General features: G+C 63.7%; 16 protein-coding genes. 3 read left to right on the forward strand and 13 right to left on the reverse strand.

Annotated elements, in window-relative coordinates:
• Positions 1 to 20 precede the first annotated feature (20 nt).
• The 5 genes from P9254_RS11300 to P9254_RS11320 form a co-directional block, all read right to left on the reverse strand.
• The gene (locus P9254_RS11300) at positions 21 to 917 is read right to left on the reverse strand and encodes a UTP--glucose-1-phosphate uridylyltransferase (RefSeq protein WP_278054818.1); all 897 of its coding nucleotides are present in this window, start codon (positions 915 to 917) and stop codon (positions 21 to 23) included.
• A gap of 75 nt (positions 918 to 992) precedes the next feature.
• A complete protein-coding gene (locus tag P9254_RS11305) occupies positions 993 to 1,943 on the reverse strand; it encodes a glycosyltransferase family 2 protein (protein WP_278054820.1) in 951 nt (316 codons plus the stop codon).
• Positions 1,933 to 2,877 (reverse strand): glycosyltransferase, encoded by a 945-nt coding sequence (locus P9254_RS11310; RefSeq protein WP_442920307.1) that lies wholly within the window; start codon positions 2,875 to 2,877, stop codon positions 1,933 to 1,935. The genes P9254_RS11305 and P9254_RS11310 overlap by 11 nt, the downstream gene beginning before the upstream one ends.
• Positions 2,877 to 3,866, reverse strand: coding sequence for a glycosyltransferase family 2 protein (locus tag P9254_RS11315; RefSeq protein ID WP_278054824.1), 990 nt, complete (start codon positions 3,864 to 3,866; stop codon positions 2,877 to 2,879). Before P9254_RS11315 ends, P9254_RS11310 begins: the two co-directional genes overlap by 1 nt.
• Positions 3,867 to 3,891: 25 nt before the next feature.
• Complete coding sequence (locus P9254_RS11320) at positions 3,892 to 5,064, reverse strand: glycosyl transferase family 1 (protein ID WP_095824326.1); 1,173 nt, start codon at positions 5,062 to 5,064, stop codon at positions 3,892 to 3,894.
• Between the two features lie 195 nt (positions 5,065 to 5,259).
• Here P9254_RS11320 and P9254_RS11325 point away from each other — a divergent pair, with 195 nt between their 5' ends.
• Positions 5,260 to 6,756, forward strand: a complete 1,497-nt coding sequence (locus P9254_RS11325; RefSeq protein WP_278054826.1) for a lipopolysaccharide biosynthesis protein — start codon at positions 5,260 to 5,262, stop codon at positions 6,754 to 6,756.
• An 81-nt stretch (positions 6,757 to 6,837) separates the two neighbouring features.
• Positions 6,838 to 7,860, forward strand: a complete 1,023-nt coding sequence (locus P9254_RS11330) for a phosphoribosyltransferase (protein ID WP_336619646.1) — start codon at positions 6,838 to 6,840, stop codon at positions 7,858 to 7,860.
• Positions 7,861 to 7,981: 121 nt separating this feature from the next.
• Here the strand turns inward: P9254_RS11330 and P9254_RS11335 are convergent, their stop codons facing one another.
• The 8 genes from P9254_RS11335 to P9254_RS11370 all read right to left on the reverse strand — a co-directional run bounded on the left by P9254_RS11335 (position 7,982) and on the right by P9254_RS11370 (position 16,360).
• Complete coding sequence (locus tag P9254_RS11335) at positions 7,982 to 9,061, reverse strand: glycosyltransferase (RefSeq protein ID WP_278054829.1); 1,080 nt, start codon at positions 9,059 to 9,061, stop codon at positions 7,982 to 7,984.
• 71 nt (positions 9,062 to 9,132) lie between these two features.
• A complete protein-coding gene (locus P9254_RS11340) occupies positions 9,133 to 9,576 on the reverse strand; it encodes a hypothetical protein (protein ID WP_095777108.1) in 444 nt (147 codons plus the stop codon).
• A gap of 11 nt (positions 9,577 to 9,587) precedes the next feature.
• The gene (locus P9254_RS11345; RefSeq protein ID WP_278054831.1) at positions 9,588 to 11,033 is read right to left on the reverse strand and encodes a GMC oxidoreductase; all 1,446 of its coding nucleotides are present in this window, start codon (positions 11,031 to 11,033) and stop codon (positions 9,588 to 9,590) included.
• A 107-nt stretch (positions 11,034 to 11,140) separates the two neighbouring features.
• A complete protein-coding gene (locus tag P9254_RS11350) occupies positions 11,141 to 12,472 on the reverse strand; it encodes a UDP-glucose dehydrogenase family protein (RefSeq protein WP_095799210.1) in 1,332 nt (443 codons plus the stop codon).
• A 134-nt stretch (positions 12,473 to 12,606) separates the two neighbouring features.
• Entirely contained in the window at positions 12,607 to 13,479 is an 873-nt protein-coding gene (locus P9254_RS11355) for a glycoside hydrolase family 16 protein (protein WP_095824328.1), read from the reverse strand.
• 131 nt (positions 13,480 to 13,610) lie between these two features.
• Positions 13,611 to 14,003, reverse strand: coding sequence for a hypothetical protein (locus tag P9254_RS11360; RefSeq protein ID WP_278055200.1), 393 nt, complete (start codon positions 14,001 to 14,003; stop codon positions 13,611 to 13,613).
• Between the two features lie 127 nt (positions 14,004 to 14,130).
• On the reverse strand, positions 14,131 to 15,147 hold the full coding sequence (locus P9254_RS11365) for a glycosyltransferase family 2 protein (protein ID WP_278054833.1): 1,017 nt from the start codon (positions 15,145 to 15,147) through the stop codon (positions 14,131 to 14,133).
• 55 nt (positions 15,148 to 15,202) lie between these two features.
• Positions 15,203 to 16,360 (reverse strand): nucleotidyltransferase family protein, encoded by a 1,158-nt coding sequence (locus P9254_RS11370; RefSeq protein ID WP_278054835.1) that lies wholly within the window; start codon positions 16,358 to 16,360, stop codon positions 15,203 to 15,205.
• 501 nt (positions 16,361 to 16,861) lie between these two features.
• On the opposite strand from P9254_RS11370, the gene P9254_RS11375 reads away from it, so the two are divergent.
• A complete protein-coding gene (locus P9254_RS11375) occupies positions 16,862 to 17,014 on the forward strand; it encodes a lasso peptide (protein ID WP_082953851.1) in 153 nt (50 codons plus the stop codon).
• Positions 17,015 to 17,024 lie beyond the last annotated feature (10 nt).

Below are 17,024 nucleotides of genomic sequence, written 5' to 3' on the forward strand. Positions count from 1 at the left end.
ATGCACCCAAAATTTGGGCATTATGCGGCTACTTCCCGGCGCTCGTGCGACCGGACGAATTGCTGCAGCATTTCGAAGACAGGTCCTTTCATGTCGTCGCGCGCCAGAGCAAAGGCGATGGTGGCCTCGATGAAGCCCTCCTTGGAGCCGCAGTCGAACATGCGGCCGTTGAAGGGCTGGGCATAGAAAGGCTGGCTTTCAGCCAGTCGAACCATGGCGTCGGTGAGTTGGATCTCGTTGCCGGCGCCGCGTTGCTGGGTGCCGAGCAGGGCGAAGATCTCCGGCTGCAGGATATAGCGGCCATTGATGTAGAAGTTCGACGGCGCGTTGGCGGGGGCCGGCTTCTCGACCATGGCGGTTACTTCGAAGCCCGAGGCCACCTCGGCGCCGCGGCCGACGATGCCGTATTTGCTGGTTTCCGAAGGATCGCAGCGCTCGACGGCGATGACGTTGCCGCCGGTCCGCTGATAGAGGTCGACGGTTTCCGCCAGGCAGCCCGGCGCGCCGAAGGACACCATGTCGGGGAGCAGCAGCGCGAAGGGCTCGTTGCCGATCACGTCGCGTGCGCACCATACGGCATGGCCGAGACCGTGCGGCGACTGCTGGCGGATGAAGGAGGTGGCGCCGGCCACCGGCAGCAAGCTTTCCAGCGATTGGAGCTGCGCCTTCTTGCCAGTCTGCTCGAGCGTCCCGATCAGTTCAGGGTGCAGGTCGAAATAGTCTTCGATGACCGCCTTGTTGCGCCCGGTGACGAAGACGATGTGCTCGATGCCGGCCTCGAAGGCCTCGGCCACGGCATATTGCACGACAGGCTTGTCGACGACGGGCAGCATTTCCTTCGGCATCGACTTGGTCGCCGGCAGGAACCGCGTTCCGAGCCCCGCCACCGGTATGACTGCCTTCCTGACTTTCTGCATCGCTTATTCCTTCTGAGGATATCGCTTTTTTACCTATCGCTGGCTATGAAACCGCATTCCATGCGCCTGCATACTTCACCTCCCCGTGCCCACGGCAAACTGTGCCGCAACCCTTCTCAGCCGAACCGCGATCGGCATCGACATATGCCGGACCGCGGCCGGATCGCTGAGCGCCGTGCGTATCGCCTTCAGCGGCGCATGCGCCTTGATGTGCTGCACCAATGACAGGAACGAGGCCGCCTTGCGCAGGCTGCGGCCGCGTCTGGCGAAAGCCGCCTTGGCGCCGTCGTCCATGAAATGCGCGGCCGCGAACGCGGCATCGGCCTCGGCCATCGCCTCGACATGATGCAACTCGAGCACGCGCGAGATCGAGCCGGTGCGGATATGGTAGACATAGCCGACGGTCGGCTCGACCACGCAGCGGCCGCCTTTGGCCAGCGCGCTCGCCAGCAGAATGTAGTCTTCGCCGATGCGCAGCTTCTCGTCGTAGCGGAGCTGATTTTCGTCCAGGAAACGGCGCTGGAAGATCGGCTTCAGATAGCCGAGGTTGAAGCGCGACTCGAAAACGATGTTGCCGGCGATATAGTCGGTCAGCGAGATTTCGCCGAGCCCTTCGAGGTACCCGGTCGGGAACATCATGTCTTCGGGCGTGCCGTCTTCGCGCACGACCTGGACATTGTCGACCGCGATCTCGGCACCCGCCTTCTCCGCCCGCGCGATCATGGCCGCCAGTCTGCCGGGCAGGACGGCATCGTCGGAATCGAGCACGGCGACCCAGCGGCCGCGGGCCAGATCGAGCCCGGCATTCCTGGCGGCGCCAGGGCCGCGGTTGGCGGGAAGAGCGACCACCGTGACGATGTCCTGAGGATAAGCGCGCGCGACATCGCGCGTGCGGTCGTTCGACCGGTCGTCGACGACGATGACTTCGATCGCGACATCGCGCTGCGCCATCGCGCTGGCGATCGCCCGGTCGAGAGTTGCCTCGGCGTTGTAAGCGGCGATGACGAAGCTGACGTCAGGCTGCACGCTTTTCCCCTTCCTGCTGAGTGATGCCGTACTGGCGGATTTCGCGGACTCCGACCAAACCGCTGACGACGCCGAGATGCATAATGCCGCGCAGCATGCTGCGGTTCCGTCGCACCGGGCTGACTGCGGCCAAAAGCGCCATACCGAAGCAGTAGCCCGCCTTCGCCGAGGCAAGACCGACCTGGCAGACGCGGCGCAGGCCGCCGGTGTTGCGCCCGATGAGATGGCCGTGCGTCTGCCCGAAGCGGAAGCGGCGGCGGCGCAGCCAGTCGAAGGCGGCCCTCGAGCTCGGCACCACCTCGTCGACAAAGGCCTGCGGGGCAAAGGCGATGCGCCCGCCGGACTTGACCACTGAATCGAAGAATTCGGTGTCCTCGCCGCCGGTCTGGCCACGCGCCAGGCTGAAGCGCCGGTTGCGCAGGCTTTCGTCGGTCATCCTGAGCAGGACATTGCAGGTGTAGCCGGTGCGGATCTCGCCGCCCACCCAGACGGGCAGGGTCGAGTGGAAATCGCCCTTGCGCATCCAGTCCGGCGCGTCCTGGCGATATGTCGCGCGGACCGGGCCGAGCACGGCCGTCGCGCCGGTCGCCTCCGCGGTCGCCACGAGTTCGACGAGCCAGCCCGGCGAAGCCGTCTCGTCGTCGTCGATGAAGGCGACGAGGCCCGAGACGCTGGCATCGAGGCAGGCGTTGCGAGCGATCGAGATGTTGCGCGCCGGCGCGTGGCGATAGCGGATCGGCAGCTTCAGTTCCTGCGCCAGCGCCTTCACCAGCGGCTGCGCGCTCGGCTCGTCGTCATTGTCGGCAACGACGATGCCGATCTCGAAACCGGCGGGGTTCTCCAGCGCGGCGATGGAGCGCAGCGTGTCGGCAAGCGCCGGCCTGCGGAAAGTGCAGATGCAGATGTCGATGCTGCCGCTCTTCTTCGCAGCCATCACGCCGCCTCGCGCGACGGCTGCGGGCCAAGGAGCTGCAGCCAAAAGCCCATGGACCAGCCCAGATGCATGACCATCACCGACACGCCGGCCAGCGCTATGGCGGGGTTGCGCTGGCTGATCGCGGTCCGGATGCCGTAACCGAGGCAGACACCCGCCCACAACAGAAACGGCACGGCCGCCAGCACAAAGATCGGAGACAAGAGCGCCATCAGGACCACCGGAAACACCAGCAGCGGGATCATTTGCCGCAGCTTCGGCATCATGCGATGCTTGAGCACGTTCCTGGCGCGGCCGCGGCCATAGCCGAGATATTGGAAAAACAGGCTCTTCAAGGTGGAGCGCGGATAATAAACCATCTGCGTCTTGCCGCTCATCCAGATGCGGTAGCCGGCCAGACGGAGGCGGTGATCGAGCTCGGCGTCCTCGTTGTGGCTGAAGCTCTCGTCATAGCCGCCGACCGCGCGGAACGCGGCAATGCGCATCAGCGCATGGTGGCCGTGGTCGACCCATTCGCCGGCCGACATGTGGCGGTGCTTGGAGCCGCCGGTGCCGAGCCTGGAATTCTGCGCCGCCGCCACGGCCTTCTGTACCGCGCCCGTGCCGCTGGTCAGCATCGAGACGACGACCGAATCGGCACCCGTGGCATGCGCTTCCTCGACCAGCCTGTCGCAATAATCGGCCGGATACCCGCCATGCGCATCGATGCGGATAAGATAGTCGGCGTCGTCGCCGAAGGTCGCCACAGCAAGGTTGATGGCCGCACTCTGGATGCGCTTCGGATTGGCGATCAGGATGACGCGCGGATCCTCGGCAGCGAGTTCTTCGACGATGCCTTGTGTGCCATCGGTGCTGCCGCCGTCGGCCACGACGATGCGCGCGCCGAGCCGCGCCGCGGCCGGCCGCAACCGCTGGAGCAGCCCGCCGATATGAGCGGCCTCGTTGAGGCATGGGATGACGATCAGGCTCGATGCCGTCGTGCGCGTCATCGGGTTTTGTCCATTCTTAGCCATCCTATGCCAGCGCCTCGGTCGCAAAGCTCCCGCGACCGGCGGTCAGGCCGCGCAGCTTGTCGACGAAAGCCAGGCAATCGCTGCGGTCGTAGCTCCAGGTCCGCGGATTGCGTGCCAGCACCCGCGACTTCAGCTTGCCGTAGTGTTCCTGACCCATTCGGCCGAGCGCGGTGTCGAGTCCTTCGGACGTGGCCTCGGACAGAAGCACACCGATGTCCTGCTGCTTCAGGAACCGGCCGGTTTCGGTGCTCGCCATCGAGATCGGCACGGCGCCGAAGCGGCAGCCTTCGTAGAGCCGGTTGGGAAGCAGCCATTCGGAATTCTGGCCCTGCTCGAAGAAATCGATCGCCCAGGAGAAATGCACCTCGCGGTAGATCGCCGCCATGTCCTCCGGATTACGATAGGGACCGCCGAAGGAAAGCCAGGGCTCGGCTTCGACAAAGGCATGAAAATCCGGGAATTCGGAGAGCGCGGGACGGCCCCTGAGCACCGCTTCGAAGCGTCCGTCTTGCCGGCGGGTGAACTCGGCCAGGAGCTCCAGCGAGCGCCGGCAGCGCAGCGCGCCGAACCAGCCGATGCGCCAAGGCGGCGCTACCGGGCTGTCGTCCTCGCGGCGATGATCCGCCGGCACGGGCATGGTGTCGAAATATTTGTTCTCGATCAGCTCGACCGGCGCCGCGATTTGCCCGAACGGCTTGAAATAATTGGCGACGAAGGCGGGAGAGCTGGTCACCAGAAGCTTGACGTCGCGGGCCAGATGGCGTTCGGCGCCGCGCAACGTCTTGCCGATCAGGTCGTTGCGCAACACCAGCCGATGGATGTCGAGGCACTCGTAGACGATCGGCACGCTGGCGCCGAAAGCGCGCCTGGCGCGGCTGGCAAGCGCCAGCATCTCGAGATTGCGCGCGATGATCAGGTCGGGTCGCGCCAGGCCCGCGAATTTGGTTCCGATCGACATGGCGGCCTTGGCAACTGCGCCGATGCGCTGGGCGAATCGGCCATCGCGCGTCGGTCCGAGGTCGACGGGCTTGATGCCTTCGATCTCGGCGATCGGATTGGAGGTGCGACGGAAGCCCGCCAGGGTTATCCCGGCGCCGCCTGCCCTGAGCATTTTTATCCTCCGGCGCACCGCCGGGTCGGATATGTCATGCACGAGGTACAAGACATGCAGCATGAAACTCGACCGCTTTTGGGCCCGCCACCCAAGAGGGGATGCTAGTACAGCTTTTGCTGCATCGCAACATTTTTGGTGCAGCGTAGCAATCGGCGCACATTTTTTGTTGCGCTGCAAAAACCTCTTGCGGTAGTTTGTGCATGGCGGCGGGCGCCGGTCGCGATGATGACTGGCGCAAAATCAGGAATCCAGAATTTGGAAACCAGTGCATTCGATCCGCCCGAGGGCTCCCTGCGCAGATCGGTCGGGCGCGGCGCCGTCGTCACCGCGATGGCGCAGGGCGTGCGGGTCGCCACCCAAATCGTGTCGGTCATCGTGCTGTCGCGGCTTTTGTCGCCGCAGGATTTCGGCGTCGTGGCGATGTGCGCGCCGGTGCTCGCCTTCATCGCGCTGTTCCAGGATTTCGGCCTGACCCAGGCGACGATCCAGAAAACCGGCATCCGGCACGAGGAGGTCAACTACCTCTTCTGGATCAACACGGCGGTGAGCGCGATCCTGGCCTGCGTGCTTGCTGCGGCGGCTCCCCTGGTGGCCGCCTTCTACGGCGAGCCGCGCGTCACGGGGCTGGTTGCCGCCTTCGGCCTGCAGATCATGGCCTATGGTCTCGGCGCCCAGCATCTGGCGTTGCTGACGCGCCGCATGGAATTCAGCCGGCTCGCCGTCATCGACGTCGCCAGCGCCGTTACGGGCCTTGTGGTCTCGATCGCCTGGACCTTCATCGACCGCTCCTATTGGGCGCTTTTTGCCGGCACGCTGACCGGCGCCGTGTTGCCGACGCTTTGCTACTGGGTGTCATCGCGCTGGCGTCCGGGGCTGCCGCGCAAGGTCGAAGGCATCAGCCAGCTGATCAATTTCGGCGCCGGCATCACCGGCTTCAACTTCGCCAATTTCTTCGCCCGCAATCTCGACAATGTGCTGATCGGCAAATATTGGGGCGAGGCGCAGCTCGGCCTCTACGATCGCGCCTACAAGCTGCTGCTCTTCCCGCTCAGCCAGATCACGAACCCGCTGTCGAAGGTGATGGTGCCGGCACTTTCGCGGCTGAAGGACGAGCCGGACCGTTATCGCAGCGCGTATCTGCGCGTCATGCCGCTGATCCTCCTGGTGGCGTTGCCGGGCGTGGCCTTCGCCACCGCCATGTCGGATACGCTCATTCCGTTCGTGCTCGGCCCGCAATGGCGGGAGAGCGCCAACATTTTCCTCGCGCTGGGCTTCGCCGGCCTGCTGCAGCCGCTCAACAATCCGGCCGGATGGCTGTTCGTCAGCCAGGGCCGTTCGGGCGATTTCATGCGCTGGGGCATCATCACCGCCGTCACCTCGGTGCTGGCCTTCGCCATCGGCCTGCCTTATGGCGCGCTCGGCGTCGCCGTCGCCTATGCGGTCAGCGAATATCTGCGGACGCCTTTCCTCTGGCTCTATGTCGGCAAGGCCGGGCCGCTGCGGGCGAGCCATGTGCTGCACGCGGCCGCCCCCTTCGTGCTCGGCGCGCATCTGGCGCTGGCCCTGGTCTGGGTCGCCAAGCCGATGCTGCCGGCGCAGCCCATCATCGCTCTCGCAGGCGGCGCGGTGCTGTCCTATGTCGTCACCATCATCGTCGCGCTCGCCTTCGGCGCCGGCCGCGAGGCGCTTCGGGAAGCCCTGCGGCTGATCCCGGCGCGCGGGTTCTCGCCCGCGCCCAGCGAGGCGAAATGACCTTGCCGGCGCAAACCGCCAGGCATTCCGGCCGCGGCCGGACAGCCCAAAACTGCTGACTTTTGAGGGTTAGGCAACAGCATGAATTACCGATCGATCTCAGACATGAACGACGCGATCGCGCGGAACCTGCACCGGCTGCCGCGCGACATCGACCTGGTGGTCGGCGTGCCGCGAAGCGGCATCCTCGCTGCGACGCTGGTCAGCCTGACGGCGAATATCCCGATGACCGATCTCGACAGCTTTCTCGCCGGCAAGATCTACACCTCGGGGATCACCAAGCGGCGCGCGGCGCTCGATCGGCAGCATTCCGAAATGCGCAAGATCCTGGTGATCGACGACAGCGTTAGCGGCGGCAACGCCATGCGCGACGCGCGCAGCAAAATCGCGGCTGCCGGCATCCCGGGCGATTTCGTCTACGCGGCCGTGTTCGGCCTGCTTTCGCAGCACAACGAAACCGACATCGTCTTCGAGGTCGTGCCGCATCCCAGGATGTTCCAGTGGAACTTCATGCACCACGTCTTCCTCGAGCAATGCTGCGTCGACATAGACGGCGTGCTTTGCCTCGATCCGACGGCGGACGAGAATGACGACGGCCCGGCCTACGAGAAATTCCTCACCGAGGCGCGGCCGCTTCTCGGGCCGACGCGCAAGATCGGCTGGCTGGTGACCAGCCGGCTGGAAAAGTACCGCAAGCTGACTGAAGCCTGGCTGGCCAAGCACGAGATCAAATATGACCATCTCGTCATGCTCGACCTGCCGAGCAAGGCCGAGCGGCAGCGGCTTGGCGCGCATGGCAGCTTCAAGGCCGAGTTCTATCGCAAGTCGGACGCCATCCTGTTCATCGAGAGCGAGCACGAGCAGGCGATCAAGATCGCCAAGCTATCGGGCAAGCCCGTGCTGTGCGTCGAAACCAACATCGTGAGCTTTCCCGACGCGTTTTCCCTGCCGGCGCTGGAGCAGGCGGCCCGCAACCTGCCGGCACGGCTCAGGCAGATCAATTCGCCCGAAGGGCGCAAGAAGGTCATCAAGACCGCCGCGCGCGCCCTGCTCGGCGAACGCGCCTATGAAATGCTGAAGAGCCGGGTCAAAAGGCCAGCGTAAGCAAAGCCTTACGCGGAACTAAGGTGCCTCGCGCCGAATCGAATTCAGTCGACGCGCTTTTCAGTCGCTGTTTCGATGCCTGTCGCGCCCAGAACCGCTGCATACTTCTGGGCGAAATGCATTAAGCAGCGCGCCGGGCGCGCTGCCGGGCAGCCCTGTCCAGCAAGGCGAAGAAGGTGGCGAATTGGCGCTCGGGATCGAGCTCCGGGCGTTGCGAGAACGTGAGCGCGGCTTCCGAGACCCGCTGATACTCCTCGCGATCGTTCCACAGCCGCCTGAGCGCCGCGACCCAGTCCTCAAGCGGCGCGTCATAGTCCAACACGACGCCGCCGGAGCCGATCGCTTCGGGCAGGCCGCCGCGCCGCGAGCCGACGACGGGAATACCGCTGCAATGGGCCTCCGAGGCAACGCGACCCCACGCCTCTTCCCATTTGCTCGGCGCCAGCAGGATCCTGGTGCGGCCGTAGAGAGTCTTCATGTCGTCGGTGCGGTTTTCGAGCTTGATATTGGAGAACGGCGCGATCGTTTCCGCGATGCGGGCGCGGTGATCGTCATCCAGCTTCCAGCTCTCGACGAACAGGAAAGGGATCTCCCTGCAGGCGGCCGCGATCCGCACCGCCAGCTCGAAACCCTTTTCCTCGTAGGGATTGATAAAGGTGACGTACTCGCCCGTCGTCGGCGTGCTGTAAGAGGCCGGATTGATCGTCGGCGGGATTACCGTGGAATCGATGCCAAGCTCGCGCTTGTAAGTGCGCGCCGTGAACTCGGAATTGGCGATGTAAGACGCCGAGTTCAGCTCGCGCAGATCGCCCCCGAGTTCTTGGAATTCAACATTCCTGAGATAGACCACCAGCGGGACGCCCTCGGCCTCCAGCGCCTTGCCGAGCGGAACCGATTTGTGACACTGCACCACCGCTACGTCCGGCTGCAGCTTCTTGACGGCAAAGGCGGCCGCTTCCCAGGGGAACCAGGCGCGCACCACCGGATAGCCGGGGAAATTGTCGATGACGGCGCGCTGACCGAGGAGCTTCATCTTGGCGCGCGCCTTGTATCCGAACATGCCCTGCCCGAACAAGGCCGCAAGCACCGATGCCTCATGACCGTGTTCGATCAATTGTTCCGCCAGATGATGGGTGCTCGACTGGACGCCGCCGCTGAATTGCGGCGGATAGCCGTTTCCGCCTGCGAAGAGAACTTTCATGGTTCGGCTCCTTGTCACATTTTTCTTGGCCAGTTTTCCTGGCTTGCCGGCAAATATGCCGGCGGGCAGTGTCAGGCAGTCTGCTGCTCGAGATTGGCGAACGGATTGGTGCATGGATGCCAGCCGGTGAAGCGGATCGGATCATGGGGCGAGCTGCGCCAGGCATAATCGGTCAGCATGTGGAACTCGGCGATGACCCAGCGCTCGAAATTCCCGACATCCTGCTGCTTGCGCCTGGGCAGCAATTCGCGCGCCCTGTCGAGCCTCACGGTCTCCAAAAGCGTCACCGCGTCCGCCAGCTTTTCGCTCGGGAATATCCACGGGTTGCGGTTGCGGAATTCGAGCACGAATTGCTGCAGGTGCTCGATGCGCATGTTGAGCGGGCCGAAGTATTTCTCGAGCGTGATGCGGACCAGATCCTCATCCGAGAAGGACGATACGGCCGCAGCGGCGATGCCGGTCGAAGCAATGCCGCCGGCAACAACGGCCAATGCGGTGCGTCGCGTGATCTTCATCGACCCCTCCTTCATGCCAGCCGGCTCGCCGCCCGCAGCGAAAGCGCCGCGGCGGTCAGGCTTGGGTTGGCGCAGGAACAGCTCGGATAGCTGCTGGTACCGACGACGACGAGGTTCCGGAGCTGGTGGTGGATCATGTCGCGGTCGACCACCGAGTCGGCGGGGCCGGTGCCCATCCGCAAGGTGCCCTGCACATGCGATTCGGTCGGCCTTATGCCGCGATCGAATATCTGCTCGACCGGAAGAGGGTTGAGCAGCGCCGGCAGCCTCTCGAGCGCCTTGGCCATGCCCTTGGTTGCATAGTCGGAGGCTCCCTTGAAGCTGACGAAGGCGTTCTCGTTCTTGTCGAGGATCACCCGGTTTTCCGGGTCGAGCAGGTTTTCGGTGACAATGACCAGCGGCAGCGCCTGCCGCAGCCGCCCCTTCTCGGCTCGCATGCCGTGCTGCCAGCGGTTCTCGAAATAGACCAGCGCCGCCGCGTGCTCGGCGCGATGCGGGCCGTCATAGAGGCCGAAATTCAAGCCGGTGGTGATGGTGCTGCCGTCGAAATTGTCGACGCCGTCGAGATAGACCTCGTAGTTCCAGCCATAGGATTCGTGCAGGCCGAGCCCGACGAATTCGCCGCCGAGCCCCGAGCGCAACATGATTGCAGGGCTCTGGATGGCGTTGGCGCCAAGGATGACGAGTTCGCCGCTGACCGAATATTCCTTGCCGTCGCGCAGGAAGGCAACCGAACGCACCGAGCCGGCTGAATGGTCGAGCCGCCGCACTTCGGCGCCCAAGCAAACCGACACGTCCGCGTGCTGGAAGACGTGCATCAAACCATTGTTGGCGGTGAACTTGGCGTCGGCCGGACACAGCCAGCATCTGAGGTTGGCGCAGCATGAGTTGCGCTGCGCCGTCGCGACGCGGGCGCGGGCGGTCGGCATGACGAAATGCTGCTCCGGCTGCGCCGCCTTCATCATCCGGTCCGGCGTCGACATGCGGTGCGGCGGCTGCGGAAACGGCCGCGAACGCGGCAGCATCCGGGCCATGTCGGGGTCGCCGGAGATCGACATGACCTCCTCGGCGTCGCAGTAGAACGGCTCCAGCTCGTCATAGCTGATCGGCCAGTCGTTGCCGACGCCGTATGTGCTCTTCAGCCTGAAGTCGTTGGGATGGAAACGCGGCGTCTGCGCGAACCAGCAGTTGGTGCCACCGCCGAGGCCGATCGTGTAGTTCCACGGCTTGTCGGCATTGTCGGTCTTATAAGTGCTCTCGTCGTCTATGTCGGTGTTGGCGTTCTGGTCAAGCTGCCATTCATGCGTGTTGTGGCGGCCCCATTCCAGCACCAAGACCCGGGCTTTGCGCCGCTTCAGGAACTCATGCAGGAAAAAGGCTGAACCGAACCCGGAACCGATGACGACGAGGTCGAAATGCTCGTTGGCGATTTGTTCGGGCTGAACGTCCATCACCATCAGATCGAATCTCCCGAAACGCGCACGATCATTATCGACCCTCCATCATTGTCGGTCCCACTGTCGTTCGCCGGAGCCATGCGGCGGGAAGCTGGCGGCGGACACTGTCATGCCGCCATCCTGCCGATCGAGTGGTATTCGATGCCGTAGCGGGCGATGACCTTCGGGTCGTAGAGGTTGCGGCCGTCGAAGATGACCGGTGTCGTCAGCGCGTCCTTGAGCGCGTCGAAGGAGGGAGCCCTGAAGCTCTTCCATTCGGTACAGATGAGAAGCGCGTCGGCGCCGCGCAGGGCCGCTTCCTTGGTGCCGCACAAGAGAAGGTCCTCGCGCTGGCCGTAGATGGCCTGGCACTCCTGCATGGCCTCCGGATCGTAAGCCTGCACCTTGGCGCCGGCGGCCCAAAGCGCCTCCATCAGCGTGCGCGACGGAGCCTCGCGCATGTCGTCGGTGTTCGGCTTGAAGGCCAGGCCCCACAGCGCAAATGTCTTGCCCTTGAGGGCGCCCTGGAAATAGCGGTTGACCTTGTCGAACAGCACCGATTTCTGCGCGTTGTTGCGCTCTTCGACGGCGCGCAGCAGCTTGGCGTCGAACTTGACGCCCTCGGCGGTCTTGATCAGCGCGCGTACATCCTTGGGGAAGCAGGAGCCGCCATAGCCCAGGCCGGGATAGATGAAATGGTAGCCGATGCGCGGATCGCTGCCGATGCCCTTGCGCACCTCCTCTATGTCGGCGCCCAATTGCTCGGCGAGGTTCGCCATCTCGTTCATGAAGCTGATCTTGGTCGCCAGCATGCAGTTGGCCGCATACTTTGTGAACTCGGCGCTGCGGACATCCATCACGATCATCTTCTCGTGGTTGCGGTTGAACGGCGCGTAAAGCTCGCGCATCACCGCCTCGGTGTCCTCGCTCGACGTCCCGACGATGATGCGGTCCGGCTTCATGCAGTCGGCGACCGCCGAGCCTTCCTTGAGGAATTCCGGATTCGAAGCGACGTCGAAGGTCAGGTCCTCGCGGCCGCGCGCCTTCAGCGTCTGGGCGACCCTTTCCTTGATCTTCTCGCAGGTGCCGACCGGCACGGTGGACTTGCCGACGACAATCTTGGGCGCGTCCATCTCGCGGCCGATGGCCTCGGCGACGGCAAGCACGTATTTCAGGTCGGCCGAGCCATCCTCGCCAGGGGGCGTGCCGACCGCGATCATCTGGATCTGGCCATGCTTGACCGCCGCGGCCGCGTCGGTGGTGAAGCGGATGCGGCCGGCGGCGTGGTTCTCCTTGACGAGAGCTTCCAGTCCGGGCTCGAAAATCGGGATGAAGCCCTGGTTGAGCCGGTCCACCTTCGCTTCGTCGATGTCGACGCACACCACCTCGTGCCCGACTTCCGCAAGCACCGCGGCCTGGACGAGACCGACATAGCCAATTCCAAACACTGTCAAATTCATTTGGTTCTATTCCTGTTTAAGGCCGGGCCGCAAAGACGGCCCGGCCAGTTAAGATGTCCCCCAGGCCCTGTATGAGGCCTAGATATTCGGCATGATCCGCATCCCAAAACCAGTTCCTACTTTGGGGGACATGCCTAGTTGCTGTTGGTTATGGTGCATGCCAGCGACTCCGGGAACTGGCACGGCTGGCCGAGCGCTGTGAAAGCGATGCGCTTGACCTGCATGGTCACCTTGCGGCCGGGATCGGCAAAGGCGCCCATCCAGTTGGTCAGCTTGTCGCTGCCCCACAAGCTGAAGAATATTTTTTGCGGATTGGTCGGCAATTCGTCCGGGTTGGTCACCTCGTTGACCAGCTTGCCGTTGACATACCAGCGCAGCCGGTCCTTCTCCCAGACGAACCCATAGTCGTTGAAGCCCTTATCGGCGCCGCCTTCGACGTCGACCAGCTTGCCGTTCTTCGGCTTGCCTTGGATGTAGCTGTTCACCTGGACTTTGGTCGGGTCCTTGGTGAGGACCTCGAAGTCGATCTCGTCCCAGGGCTTTTTGTCCTGCGGTCCGATATAGGTGAAAAAGGCGGCATTGAGGCCGGATCCGGTATCGGTCTTCATCCGCGCCTCATAGACGCCGTAGCCATAGCGCTGCTTGGTCTGGACCTCGGCGCAGGCGAAGTCGCGATCCTTCAGCTTGCGCTTTTCGAAGCTCAGCGACAGCACGCCGTCCGAAAGCCGGACAAGGTCCTTCGACCATGTGCAGTTCTGATGATTGCCGTTGCTCCAGCCGTCGGAGACGAACCAGCGCGAACGGTCGAAATTCGAAAAATTGTCGACGAAGGACGGCGCGCTCTGCATCTCCTCGGCATGCACCGAATGGGGTGGTGCCACAATGGCGGCCGCGGCCGCAACCAGCGCGCCGGCGAGCCAGAGCTTAAGCGTCTTCGACCTATTCGAATTCGCGCGCGGCATGCTGCAAGCAGCCGCGGTGGAGGTGTCGTTCGGATATGCGTTCATGACAAACTTACCTTTGTGCTGTCCGCCCCAACCCAAAGTCATTCCTGGCCCGCCTCCAGAGAGCCGCTTCTGATCCTCCCCCCTCTTACTCCTCTAATGTTTTGCAGCTATGACCGCGCCTGGACGCGCCGTCAGCCTCTGCCCGCAGACCTTGCCTGTGCGGCCTGCGAACCGGGTTGGCCGACACCATCGTCGACAATCGCGTCGAGCGAATGACGCAGTTCCTTCATCAGACCTTTCTGGCGCGTGAGTTCGGCGATGCGCCGCTCGTAATTCAGGATCGCGCCGGTCATCGTGTTGACATCCGACGACTTGTCTGTCGACGCTGAGCCGTTCTCCGTTGCCTCGACCAGGAAAGCGGCGTTGGTCGCCGTCGACCGATAGCGGTTCTCCAGCCCGGTCTTTTCCGCTTCGATCTCGGCAGAGATCTGGTCGAACAGCTTCGCCAGACGGTCGAGCCGCTGGAGATCGGTCTGCCGGTCACGAGCCGGATCCCTGGATCTGAAGCCAAAAATCGAAGCCATTCGATCGGCCTTTCGAAATTGCTGCACCGCAGCATAGCTTGCCATTCTCGGGGCAAGTAGGCAACCTCGTAGTTTCGGAAAGCGGATTTTTTTGGGAACGGCGCCCGCGCTGACCGCTTTTGTCGGATCATTCCGTTGCGGCACTTGTTGCCGGCAACAGGAAGCGCATCGGCGGCACCTGCTGCTTCGCAGCAATGCCGGCGCGGCGGAGCAAGGCGTCCAGCTTGTCGGCCGCCACGCCGCGAACGATCGGGATCAGATTGGACTGGCTGGCCAAGGCATAGGCGGCGGCCGATGCCAGGCCGCGCTCCGCCTTCACGTCAAGGAAATTCCGCAGCCGGTATTTGTCGCGCACATGGCGCTCGTGGCGCCGCAACGCGGCCTTCGAGCCCTCCGGCAGGTTGCCCAGCGCCAGCAAGGCCAGGTCGGCATCGGCAAGCCGCTTCAGATCCTGCGTCCTGTGGCGGCCGCTCAGCGAATCGGCGCGAACGATCGCGCCATAGCCGCAGGACTTGATGATCTTGAAACGCGCGCCGCAGGCGACCGCGCGCGCATAGAGCTCGTAGTCCTCGCCGAGCCGCAGCTTTTCATCGTAGCTCAGCCCGTGACGATCGAGGAACGCCCGGCTGATCACCGGCTTCAGGAAGCCCAGTTCGCCGCGCAGCACGCGGCGGCGAGAAATGTTGCCTTCGATGAAACGCTCGAAGTCGAGGAATTGCGGTTCTGGCGCGAAGGACGGAGCTGCGACCTTGGTGGGGTCGGTCGCGGCATCGTCCCTGATCAGCATGATGTTGTCCGCCGCGAAATCCCAGTCGGCGTTGGCAAACAGCCGGCGGAAACGCCCTTCGAGGAAGAAATCGTCGGCGTCGAGGATGCTGATGAAAGGCGAAACGGAAGCCTTGATCGCGGCGTTGCGCGCAAAGGACGGACCATGGTTGACGTCGAGACGCATCACCTTGAGCCGACCGCTGCCATCATCGGCGGCGTGCGCCACATTCTGTGTGTCGTCGGTGGAGGCGTCGTCGACCACGACGACTTCCGCCACCTCCGCCTCGCGCAGAGCCGAAGCGATGGCGACCGGTATGGTCCGCGCCGCGTTGCGGGCGGCGATGATGACGCAGACCCTTGGGGTTGTCACGGCCATGATTCACCTTTCGATTGCGTGAGTGACAGCCCACCTATGAATGCAAAACCGATCTTCATGCGTTGCCCCGCACCGGCGCGGCCGCGGCCGGCCGCTCGAAGATCCGCCGGCTGAGATCGGCGGAAGCCGCCCAGCCGGCCTCCGCCAGATAGCGCACCGGCTCGCGACCGCAGAGCTCCCACAGCACCGTTCGCCGCTGCGGCCAGCGCAACGAGGACAGCCAGGGCGCGATCACCATGTGGAAGAGGTCGGCATTGTCGATGCGCGCCAGGATCCGGGTGGCGCGGTCCGAAAGCAGCGTGGCGGTACCGCCAAGCAGAACATCGGCCGCGCGCAAAGCAAGTAGCAGCGTGTCGGCGAGGCCCTGCTCAGCGGCATGGTCGAGCAGTTTCTGCTGCTCGGCTTCGTTCAGCCGGCCGGCCGCGGCTCTGACGTCGCAGACATAGCCGGCGCAGGGCTCGCGGTTGAAGAAGGCTTTGGCGACGCTGATGCAGGACAAGAGCAACGTGTCGGACGCCGATATCAGGGGCATGGAGGCGCCCGCAACCTTGACCTCGCGCTTGCGGCGCAGGAAGCCGTCGATGTCGCGCGGGCTCGGCGAGCCCGGCTGCTGCAGCCGATAATGGAGATCGACCGTTGCGGCCCGCACGCCATCGTCGCGGACCATGTGCTGCTCGCCGAGGAAACGCACCCACCAGATCGACCGGGACTTGCCGGCGACCTCGTAGCCGGCCGAGCGAAGGGCTTCGCGGGCGGCAGCGAAGCCGGACGGGCAAACCAGAATATCGACGTCGCCGGACGGCTTCATGAAATGGTCGCCGTAGAGCAATTGCTGCTGGAGCGGCCCCTTCAGGAAGACGAAGTCGATCTGCCTGTCCTGCAACACCTGATGGATGGCGATCGAATCGCCGATGCAGGCTGCATTCATCGACATGGTGCGCCGGCGATAACCATCGAGCCATGCGAGCAATTCGGGAGGCGTCGCGCCGGTGGCCCCATGCGAGAGAGCCTTGAGCATAAAGACGGCGACCTTGTTCAACCTCGCAATGTCGGCAATGTCGGCCACGCAGATTGCCGGAGCCGGCATACCGCCATGGTCGACCGCGCGCGCTGTCGGATTGAAGAACAGCCGCAGACAGGCCTGCACATAGGCGACTTCGTCGGCACTGCCGGTCGCACGCAGCCTGTCGTAAGAAGCATCCTGCACGGTCATGCCCGTTGTCGTCTCTCCGCAAAACCGCCCGCAGCGGCGTTTATACCGCAACTGCGAAGAAAAGCATCGCCAAAAAATCAGGAGCGCCATCCAGCGCCTTCCCAAGCCGCCTCGCGCCTGCAACCTGAGCGTTCATATTCGCTCATGGCCGATCACTTTTGAAGACAAATCCGGTGGCGGCGAGGTGAGCCGGCATTCGCTATTTTCTGAAGTATTTTCTTCGCGATTCCCACATAGCCACTTAAGCTTACGGACTTATCCCAATCAAATCATACGCTTACTTAGACGGCAAAAAGGCGATGTTGAACGTTCGAGCGGTGTTCGCCCGAGATGCAAAAGCCGGCGGCGTCATCACTGACGCGGGCCTGCGCAACCAAGAATTGATTACTGCCTGGTAAATCAGGCTTGACTCATAAATGTTGCCGTGCAGCAATTGCGATGCAGCATAGCAATATGCTGGCGGCATTCCGACGCCGCTTCCAGTCTTAATTGGAGAATAGAATGGAACAGAATGTTGAAAAGCAAGAGTACGAGACCCCAAGCCTGACGGTTCACGGTTCGATCGAAACGATCACGCAGGGTGCCTCCGGGACCACGGCGCTTGACGCGGCATTTCCCGCGCACACACCGGTCGGTGAGCTCACCTTCTCCTGAGCTTGCAGCG

It is taken from the genome of Mesorhizobium sp. WSM4983, from assembly GCF_029625765.1.
In the GTDB taxonomy this organism is placed as follows: Bacteria; Pseudomonadota; Alphaproteobacteria; order Rhizobiales; family Rhizobiaceae; genus Mesorhizobium.

Coding starts and splice junctions, on each gene's coding strand:
- P9254_RS11300 (WP_278054818.1), bottom strand. CDS start 917: ATGCAGAAAGTCAGGAAGGCAGTCATACCGGTGGCGGGGCTCGGAACG.
- P9254_RS11310 (WP_442920307.1), bottom strand. CDS start 2,877: ATGGCTGCGAAGAAGAGCGGCAGCATCGACATCTGCATCTGCACTTTC.
- P9254_RS11315 (WP_278054824.1), bottom strand. CDS start 3,866: ATGACGCGCACGACGGCATCGAGCCTGATCGTCATCCCATGCCTCAAC.
- P9254_RS11320 (WP_095824326.1), bottom strand. CDS start 5,064: ATGCTGCATGTCTTGTACCTCGTGCATGACATATCCGACCCGGCGGTG.
- P9254_RS11330 (WP_336619646.1), top strand. CDS start 6,838: ATGAATTACCGATCGATCTCAGACATGAACGACGCGATCGCGCGGAAC.
- P9254_RS11335 (WP_278054829.1), bottom strand. CDS start 9,061: ATGAAAGTTCTCTTCGCAGGCGGAAACGGCTATCCGCCGCAATTCAGC.
- P9254_RS11340 (WP_095777108.1), bottom strand. CDS start 9,576: ATGAAGATCACGCGACGCACCGCATTGGCCGTTGTTGCCGGCGGCATT.
- P9254_RS11345 (WP_278054831.1), bottom strand. CDS start 11,033: ATGGTGATGGACGTTCAGCCCGAACAAATCGCCAACGAGCATTTCGAC.
- P9254_RS11350 (WP_095799210.1), bottom strand. CDS start 12,472: ATGAATTTGACAGTGTTTGGAATTGGCTATGTCGGTCTCGTCCAGGCC.
- P9254_RS11355 (WP_095824328.1), bottom strand. CDS start 13,479: ATGAACGCATATCCGAACGACACCTCCACCGCGGCTGCTTGCAGCATG.
- P9254_RS11360 (WP_278055200.1), bottom strand. CDS start 14,003: ATGGCTTCGATTTTTGGCTTCAGATCCAGGGATCCGGCTCGTGACCGG.
- P9254_RS11365 (WP_278054833.1), bottom strand. CDS start 15,147: ATGGCCGTGACAACCCCAAGGGTCTGCGTCATCATCGCCGCCCGCAAC.
- P9254_RS11370 (WP_278054835.1), bottom strand. CDS start 16,360: ATGACCGTGCAGGATGCTTCTTACGACAGGCTGCGTGCGACCGGCAGT.
- P9254_RS11375 (WP_082953851.1), top strand. CDS start 16,862: ATGGAACAGAATGTTGAAAAGCAAGAGTACGAGACCCCAAGCCTGACG.